This is a genomic window from Yoonia sp. R2-816, from assembly GCF_046762905.1.
Taxonomy (GTDB): domain Bacteria; phylum Pseudomonadota; class Alphaproteobacteria; order Rhodobacterales; family Rhodobacteraceae; genus Yoonia.
Genome location: NZ_JBKQXN010000306.1, coordinates 1 through 350 on the forward strand (window position 1 = coordinate 1; position 350 = coordinate 350).

At 54.9% G+C, this 350-nt stretch carries 1 pseudogene; it reads left to right on the forward strand.

The features are described from left to right. A pseudogene (locus tag ACFWW2_RS17625) lies at positions 1 to 350 on the forward strand (DNA mismatch repair protein MutL); the annotation flags it as partial.

The following is a 350-nucleotide window of genomic DNA, read 5'->3' on the forward strand; positions in this document are numbered from 1 at the left end:
TTTGCAACACCGGCTCGCTTGAAGTTCATGCGCACTGATCGTTCAGAAGCACAAGCGATTTCAGATGTTGTTAAGCGGCTTTCCATGGCCGAGCCCTCAGTGACGTTTGTCTTACGAGACGTATCTGGTGGAGGCGAAGGACGTGTTGTCTTCCGGGCAGATCGTGAGAGCGGTGATTTGTTTGATGCATTGCACGCAAGGCTCGCAAAAGTTTTAGGCCGTGACTTTGCGGACAACGCATTGCGGATCGATGGGACACGGGATGGACTTCGGCTTTACGGATATGCGGCCCTCCCAACCTATTCGCGGGGCGCTGCGGTGTCGCAATTCCTTTACGTCAACGGCCGTCC